The organism is Pelosinus baikalensis (assembly GCF_020819555.1).
Classification (GTDB): Bacteria; Bacillota; Negativicutes; order DSM-13327; family DSM-13327; genus Pelosinus; species Pelosinus baikalensis.
In genome coordinates, this window is record NZ_JAJHJB010000083.1 from 1 (window position 1) to 7,615 (window position 7,615).

Below are 7,615 nucleotides of genomic sequence, written 5' to 3' on the forward strand. Positions count from 1 at the left end.
CCCTGAGCTATGTGTTAGGGATGGTAACAGGATTCTTCCAAATCCTAACGGGTGACTTTAGCGGAGGGGCAGCTACTATCATTCAAACTCTCAATAATTTAGTTGAGAATATTACCAATCTATTTATAGGTTTGGTTATGGGTGCTTTTAACATCGGAGCTGATTTTGCTAATGGGATCATCAATGGTTTTTCAGGATTGATCGGTGGGTTAGTGGACGCTGCAAAAAATGTATGGAACAAAGTTTCTGGTGTATTCGGCAGTCAGCAATCGGTTGGCGTAGAAATTGGCAGTAGTGGCACTATGGTGGACGGCTCTCATGCAAATGGACTTGCAAATGTTCCTTTTGATGGTTATATAGCAGAACTGCACCAAGGCGAGGCGGTTCTGACTGCCAGAGAAGCGGAGCAATACCGGAAGTTATCGCCTGAAAAGACCCAGCAGGTCATGAATACGTCGACATCATCCAGCAGTACATCCAATGACAACAGAGTTAATGTTGGCAGTCTCTTTGGTAATGTCACGATCAATAATCAAAGTGATATCTCAAAGGTTGTGAAACAAGTAGAAGCATATCTGCTAGAACAATTAAATAGCTCTGGGGAGGGTGTTTACGATGTCTAAAGAGTTGTGGCTGACATTTGATAATGGCAAAGAAACCTTACAGTTACCTGTAAACCCGCCTGAATTATCCGTTGGTCAAGGATCACAAAACGATAGTATTGACGTTTTTAATTTAGGTGAGGTTACGATACTGCAGAAGCCGAAGGCAATGACCTTCGGCTTTGAATGTTTTTTCCCTTTAAAGCCTGGACCCTATTTGAATGTTACAGAAGACCAGTTGAAAGAACCTTCCTATTATATAGAAGTGATTAATAAATGGCGAGCAAGTTATAAACCAGTGCGGTTTATTGTCACAGAAACGGAAATCAATTATCTTTGTTCCGTTGAGGAATTTTCCTATTCAGAACGCGCCGGTGATGTCGGTACCCTTTATTATTCGTTATCGCTCAAAGAATATAAGGTCGTTACACCTAGAGTACTGAAAAGTGTCGATGGTGTGCTCGTTTATGAAACCAAACCAACCAGGCCGGGGGCGATATGATTGTATAAATTATTATGGATTACAAAAGAGGCTCAGCAGGATATAACTGATTATGTACAGTCTATTACCTGGAAAGGAGCCAAGGGCACAGCTCCTCGATCACTAGAAGTAGCACTGATCAATACTGGTCGAGGCTTGCATGAATGGCTGCCAATTCAAGAAGGCCATTCCTTATTATTTATGGATGAAACGGCGGAATATTTTAGAGGCACAGTTTTTACCCAAAGTAAAAATAAGTCCTTTAATCAGTCCATAAAAGCCTATGATCAAATGATCTACCTGGTTAAAAATAAAAATTCCTATGTATTTACGAATCAAACGGCAACGCAAATTATCCAGCGATTGTGCGGTGACTATCAAATACCTATGGGTGAGATCAAAGACACAGAGTATCGGATACCAGCATTAGTTGTAGATGGCGAAACTCTGTACGACATTGCCTATAAAGCTATTTATGCCACGTTCAAACAGACCGGCCGGCGGTTTTATCTTGGCAGCTCCGGAGGCAACATTTATCTGGCTGAGAAACTGGATCAGGTGAACTATATTGTGATTGAGGATGAGGTCAACTTACTAGATTTCACACTTGATACCAGTATCGAAGATTCAGCCACGTCGGTGGTTATGGTAGCTGGTGAAGAAAAGTCGGCAATCACAATCAAGGCTAAAAATGATAGTCTTGCAGCTGACATCGGCACAATCCAATACTATGAGAAGGTCACTGACAAGCTAAATTCAGCGCAGCTTCAGGAGCGTGTCAATAAGGCAATGGCTGATAAAGGCAAGATTATGAGTAAATTATCAATTGGCTGCATCGGTGATTCCAGTGTGTTAACCGGTACGGCCATACATTTGATCATCAGAGATATGAATATCTGGCAAGGGTACTATGTTGACAGTGATACTCATGTTTTTAAAGGTAACAGCCATACCATGAGTATTGATTTATCAGAGACCGATGAACTGCCAGAAGTAGAAATAAAAACGGAGTGATGTAATTTGCTTGAACTAATTAAACAGGCTGCCAAAGATGTCGCGGCCAGTGGAAATCCAGTAGAAGTATTTGAGGCGGTTGTCCTAACACCTCCACCAGGTCTATCGATAAGGCTCAAAGGGAATGGCAATCTTGTCATACCTAAAGAGCTGATTGTGGTTGCAGAGCTTTTGACCAACCATAAACGTCAGGTCAAAATATCATCAACTGATATCACCGATGAAGAAACGCTTAAAGGGCAGGGACCGCATCAGCACGACCTAACCAGTATTGTGCTGGATAATTCAGAACTGGAATTTTTAAATGAATTGAAGGCCGGTGAGCGAGTTATGGTCATTCGTTTTGCAGGCGGCCAAAAATATTGGATATGTGACCGAATTGTCCAGTACTAAGGAGGGGTAGTATGGCATTGACACCTAATATTATCATACCGGTTGATGCTCAGAATACATTACAGCCCTCTAAAACCTATGCATTGGATTTTGACACTGGTGAGATTAAGGGTATGGTCGATGGCCGAAAAGCCATAGAACAATTTATTCGAAAGGCGATTGTAACCATACGCTTTATTCATCCGATTTATACCGATGCTTATGGTTGTGAAGTCCGAAACATGATTGGTAAGGGATTTGCTGATTCTTTTTTAAAATCAGAAATGAAAAGAATGGTTACGGAAGCATTAATTTATGATAGTCGGGTGAATAGTGTATATGACTTTGATATCAAACCAAACGGTGATGAGATCTTTATAGAATTTACAGCTGATACTGTTGAGGGCATTCTTGAGATTGAGGAAGTGATGTAATGGCGCGACGATATACAGATAGGACCTCTGAGAAAATTATGCAGGGAAAGCTGGGGCGAGTACCCAACATGTTAGATAAGCGAGAAGGTAGCATTATCTATGACGCGATGGCTCCAAACTCAATTGAAGAAGCTAAGCTCTATACAGAATTGGATAATGTATTGGAACGCGGATTTGTGGATACTGCCACAGATGAGGATCTCGAACTGCGGACCAAAGAACAGGGAGTGGAGCGAAAGCCAGCAGCAAAGACAATAAGATTCTTGCAATGCACCGAGACAAGCGGGCGAATCTTTATTGGTGATAGATTTCTAATTGATACTGTCTATTTTAAGGCAACTAAGCAGATTGACATTCCTGGTGTAGTGGCGATTGAAAGTGAAACTGCCGGTAGCCAAACGGTTGTTGATTATAATGCGGAAGTCCTTTCAGTCGAGGGAATCCCTGGACTTGAAGGGGCTTCTTTAGTTTTCGAACATGCGGAAGATTTTAATGGGGTGGATGCTGAAAGTGATGAAGACTTACGAGAGCGCTACTATATTACAGTCCGGAGGAATCCTGGCAGTGGAAACATTGCCGATTATGAGTATTGGTGTAGCGAAATTACTGGAGTTGGCAAAGTCATTGTGCAGCCTCTTTGGAATGGTGGAGGAACCGTTAAAGTGACTGTTCTTGATAGTAATGGAGATCCAGCATCGCCGGGACTTGTCACTGATGTTAAAGAATATCTTGACCCGGTGGATGGTTTAGGCATGGGAAAGGCTCCGATCGGCGCTCATGTTACAGTTGAGCCGGCTGTCGCTATCGCAATTGATATTGTTGCAAGTATAAGACTAAATGGCTCAAAAAGCCTTGCAGATGTGCAAGCTGAGTTTGCCAATGATGTTGAAAGCTACTTCACAAGTATTAATCTCAGCTCTAACCGCACAGTAATTTTAAACATGATTGGATCCGTCATGGTCAATGTTTCTGGCGTTATCGATTATGACAATTTAACGTTAAATGGTGTAAGCGAAAACATTATACTCGGAGTGAATGAAATACCCGCTTTGGGGACGGTGACGCTCAGTGAAGTCTAAAGGTATGAAGGACTATCTACCGGACTATTACCGTGACTCCCGGCAAATAAATAGCATCATGGAGGTCGAAGGCCGAGAGCTAGATATTCTGGAAGAAAATATTCAAGACGTAGAAAACCAGATGACAATTCAAAAGGCTACCTGGAAGATCCCAACCTATGAAGAAATTTTTGCTGTAGCAACTACTGCAGGAGATACGCTCGAACAGCGCCGGGCTGCATTACTATCTAAGATACGGTTAAGGAGCCCCACAACTAAACGCGAGTTTATCCGGTTTTTAGAAACATTTGCTGAAGGTGTTGAGATTAACGAATACTTTGCAGATTATCTGGTTGAATTTATTTTTACGGGCATGAAAACAAGTTTTGCTGCTATTAATAGCAAATTATATGTGACGATGCCAGCGCATCTTGACTGGAATTTACGAGTTACAGGTACCTTTGAATTTGGCAGTGAGCTGTATTATGCAGGGGGATTTCAATTTAGTAGTTTACCGAGGCAATCAGAATTTATCATTGGCTATGGATTTTCGAGTCTTGAGGTGCCAGATCAGGGTGGTGCATTTAAGTATCCCTCGCCTGAGCTAGATAGTAATAAGGGATTCTCTAATATTGAACGAGATACAGGTGGTTTTTTCAGTGGATTATATATAAAGTAAGGAGATGAGAGCATGGCTTTTCCAGATGATTTAGAATGGAATCAGCCTGGTGTTGAGCCAACACAGGCGAAGAAAGATGAGGGATGGAAACCAGAAGAAAAACCACCAGCAGAATATTTTAACTGGTTCTTTAATCGAACGTCCCAAGCTGTCAAATATTTAAAAGGAGAATCAGATAAATTAATTGACGACGCCAAAATCGGCAATCGAACCATCACGGATACCGTAACAGCAGCAGCAGGAGCAGGCACGCTAACGAACTTGCTGAGTAAGCTTGGTAACATGATCAAACGTATAACGGGTAAATCAAATTGGTATACAGCACCCGCAATATCATTAGAAGAGGTTAGTAACCACACAACTGCAACCAGCGCAGCACATGCAGCATCTGCAATAAGCAGCACGGCTACGGGTGATGTAGCAGCAACAAATGTACAGGCAGCCATTACGGAGTTGGCGAGTAAAAAAGCTGCTTTAAACAAAGTAATGAATAAAGTAGGGGAACCAACAGGACGGGATTTTAATAACTTTACGACCCCAGATACTTATGTACACATTGATACTGGATCAACGTCAGAATGGTTTAATACCCCATATGGTACTCTTGCGGCAGGAAACACTAAGGTCTTTACGTTACGGAACATCGGACTTAGTAATGTCCGCTTAAACCAGTATTGCGATTTTTACTTTGGATCTTCTACAGGGGAAACTTGGATAAGGTCGCTTGTCGGTGCGGTGTGGTCAGCATGGAAACGGATCCCTACAATTGATTTAGTCCTCCCGCTAACAGGGGGAAATATGTCAGGAGCAGTAAACGAGACAATGGTAACTATGGCAAGCGCCTCCACCATGGCAATCGGTGCCGCAGCAGGTAACCTAATCAACGTAACTGGAACAACTACTATAACCTCACTTGATACTGTACAGGCTGGAGTAAAAAGAACGTTAAGATTCGCAAGTCCTTTAACAATTACACACAATGCATTGAGTCTAATTTTGCCAGGAAACGTTAATATAACAGTTGGTGCTGGTGATGTCATGGAATTTGCTAGTTTTGGTGGCGGAAACTGGAGATGCACAAACTACCACACCAATGGGGGTTATGCTCCTGCTGGATACGGATTAGGCACTACCGCAAACAATTACACTGGAGATATAGACAAAACAGCGTGGGAAACAGGCTTTTACTACGTAAGGATAACGGCAACAGGAACGAAACCGTATGACTACGGGCATATGATTGTTATGGTGGAGTCTGCAGCAGCTACTATAAAACAAATATGGCTTACGAACGTCACGAATGATATGCAAATCAGGCAATGTGTAAATGGCGTATGGTCACCGTGGAAGAAAATTGCTACTACCGACAACTATTATGATAAAGCCACATCAGACGCTAATTACCTGCCGCGTGGCACAACTGTAGCCACAGGTGATTGGAATAACTACGTGAATAATGGGTATTGTCTAGGAAACAATTTAGCTAATTCTCCAACGTCTAACAGCACACATTGGTATTGGGTAGCAGTTATTAGGTATGCAGATAATTATACCTATCAGCAAGCGCATGGTTTTGGGGGTGCCTCCCTAGTGTCATGGGAACGTACACAAAATGATAGGGTATGGTCACCGTGGAAGAAAATTGCTACTGCCGGTCAAATACCAATAATGACTGCACTGGTTGACTGGTCAACAATGGCAACAAAAGCAGGGGTATCTTCCGTAAAAAATCTTAATAATACTGGTTCTGGCATTTCTGCATATGGTGGTGATTCTGGGAATCTCGGCAATGGTAATATATACTTAAAACAATCATATAAAAACTTTGATGCTATACTAGTTGTTGGAAGTAACGATAATGCGGATTTTCTTATGACATGCAAATGGGAAAAATGGGAACTTGAATTTATGTTCAATCAACAATATAGATTTAATCTTTTTAACGCTGGTTCTTACGCTGCATATTGGAATGTTTGGTGCTCTAAACTTGCAGGAACTTCCCATCCGCAATCAACAGAAACAGTATGGTACAATCAATCCCAAAATGGCGGCATTGTTGAAATCTATGGATTGAATTATTAAGAGGTGAAAATAAATGTTTTATTTGTTTAAAAATAGCAAATGTGAAACCATATGCGAAGATAAATCAAGGCTTGAGGGACTCATCGAAAATGAAGACACAGACGCAACGATCGTTGAAAATGACTCATGGTTAAATCCTTCCGACCTGACTATTGTTGATGGAAAAATTAAGGTAATTACGATCACGCAAACCGCAGAAGAGATAAAAACTGCAAAGTTGACCGCGCTTGACGCTGATTATCAGCCCCGATTTGCAAGCCTAGCACAATCTATCGGACTAGCTACCTTAGACGGTGACCAAACTGTAATTGATGGTATTAAAACAGATTACGCTACTCTTAAAAATGAATATCAAGCTAAAAAGGAGGAAATTGAGAATGGCAACTAAACGATGTTTTATATGTGGAGCCAAGCAAAGCGAAGATGGCAAATGCGCAAACCCAAATTGTCCACGTAAGTAGGAGCCTTGAGGCTCTATTTTTTATTGGGGGAAAAGTTATGAAAATGAAAACAGTTGTACTATGTCTGTTAATTACCCTGTCTGCCTCTGTGTGCAATGCAAAAAATGTAGTCCATCAAATTGAGGACTCTATGCCAGTCGACAAATGGGCGCATTTAGGTTTAGGGTACATTATTAATGACCAGTTGAAACGGCATACTCATTTAACACCTTTAGAGAGGGTTTTAGTTGTGTCAGGCGTTGCTTATGCAAAAGAAAAATGGGCAGATGAAAAATTTGATAGTGGGGATCTCGCGGTTACCGTAGCAGGTAGCCTTTTTTGTGAGATTAAATTCTAGAATATGGGGTGGGGTAGTGGAATTAAATCTTAGCAATACGGTACAGCTCATAACAATCATTAGTTTTACAGCAGGGTTAGTAAAATTTTTAATCG

The 7,615-nt window shown here is 41.5% G+C and carries 10 protein-coding genes; all 10 read left to right on the forward strand.

Going from position 1 to position 7,615, the window contains the following annotated elements:
• On the forward strand, window positions 1-623 hold a 623-nt coding region (locus LMF89_RS24770), incomplete at its 5' end, for a hypothetical protein (RefSeq protein ID WP_229537481.1).
• Complete coding sequence (locus LMF89_RS24775; RefSeq protein WP_229537482.1) at window positions 616-1,104, forward strand: hypothetical protein; 489 nt, start codon at window positions 616-618, stop codon at window positions 1,102-1,104. The genes LMF89_RS24770 and LMF89_RS24775, both read left to right, overlap by 8 nt.
• Window positions 1,105-2,097 carry an XkdQ/YqbQ family protein gene (locus LMF89_RS24780; protein ID WP_229537483.1) on the forward strand — a complete coding sequence of 331 codons (993 nt, stop codon included), beginning with the start codon at window positions 1,105-1,107 and terminating at the stop codon, window positions 2,095-2,097.
• A gap of 6 nt (window positions 2,098-2,103) precedes the next feature.
• A complete protein-coding gene (locus LMF89_RS24785; RefSeq protein WP_229537484.1) occupies window positions 2,104-2,490 on the forward strand; it encodes a DUF2577 domain-containing protein in 387 nt (128 codons plus the stop codon).
• An 11-nt stretch (window positions 2,491-2,501) separates the two neighbouring features.
• Window positions 2,502-2,903, forward strand: a complete 402-nt coding sequence (locus LMF89_RS24790) for a DUF2634 domain-containing protein (protein ID WP_229537485.1) — start codon at window positions 2,502-2,504, stop codon at window positions 2,901-2,903.
• A complete protein-coding gene (locus tag LMF89_RS24795) occupies window positions 2,903-3,982 on the forward strand; it encodes a baseplate J/gp47 family protein (RefSeq protein ID WP_229537486.1) in 1,080 nt (359 codons plus the stop codon). Before LMF89_RS24790 ends, LMF89_RS24795 begins: the two co-directional genes overlap by 1 nt.
• A complete protein-coding gene (locus tag LMF89_RS24800; RefSeq protein WP_229537487.1) occupies window positions 3,972-4,640 on the forward strand; it encodes a putative phage tail protein in 669 nt (222 codons plus the stop codon). The genes LMF89_RS24795 and LMF89_RS24800 overlap by 11 nt, the downstream gene beginning before the upstream one ends.
• A gap of 12 nt (window positions 4,641-4,652) precedes the next feature.
• Window positions 4,653-6,722, forward strand: coding sequence for a pyocin knob domain-containing protein (locus tag LMF89_RS24805; protein WP_229537488.1), 2,070 nt, complete (start codon window positions 4,653-4,655; stop codon window positions 6,720-6,722).
• Window positions 6,723-6,735: 13 nt separating this feature from the next.
• Entirely contained in the window at window positions 6,736-7,110 is a 375-nt protein-coding gene (locus LMF89_RS24810; protein ID WP_229537489.1) for a hypothetical protein, read from the forward strand.
• Between the two features lie 110 nt (window positions 7,111-7,220).
• Window positions 7,221-7,520 (forward strand): hypothetical protein, encoded by a 300-nt coding sequence (locus LMF89_RS24815; protein WP_229537490.1) that lies wholly within the window; start codon window positions 7,221-7,223, stop codon window positions 7,518-7,520.
• Window positions 7,521-7,615: the final 95 nt, after the last annotated feature.

Excerpts from the sequence above, each read along its gene's own strand:
- LMF89_RS24790 (WP_229537485.1), top strand. The coding sequence starts at position 2,502 with ATGGCATTGACACCTAATATTATCATACCGGTTGATGCTCAGAATACA.
- LMF89_RS24795 (WP_229537486.1), top strand. The coding sequence starts at position 2,903 with ATGGCGCGACGATATACAGATAGGACCTCTGAGAAAATTATGCAGGGA.
- LMF89_RS24810 (WP_229537489.1), top strand. The coding sequence starts at position 6,736 with ATGTTTTATTTGTTTAAAAATAGCAAATGTGAAACCATATGCGAAGAT.
- LMF89_RS24805 (WP_229537488.1), top strand. The coding sequence starts at position 4,653 with ATGGCTTTTCCAGATGATTTAGAATGGAATCAGCCTGGTGTTGAGCCA.
- LMF89_RS24815 (WP_229537490.1), top strand. The coding sequence starts at position 7,221 with ATGAAAATGAAAACAGTTGTACTATGTCTGTTAATTACCCTGTCTGCC.
- LMF89_RS24775 (WP_229537482.1), top strand. The coding sequence starts at position 616 with ATGTCTAAAGAGTTGTGGCTGACATTTGATAATGGCAAAGAAACCTTA.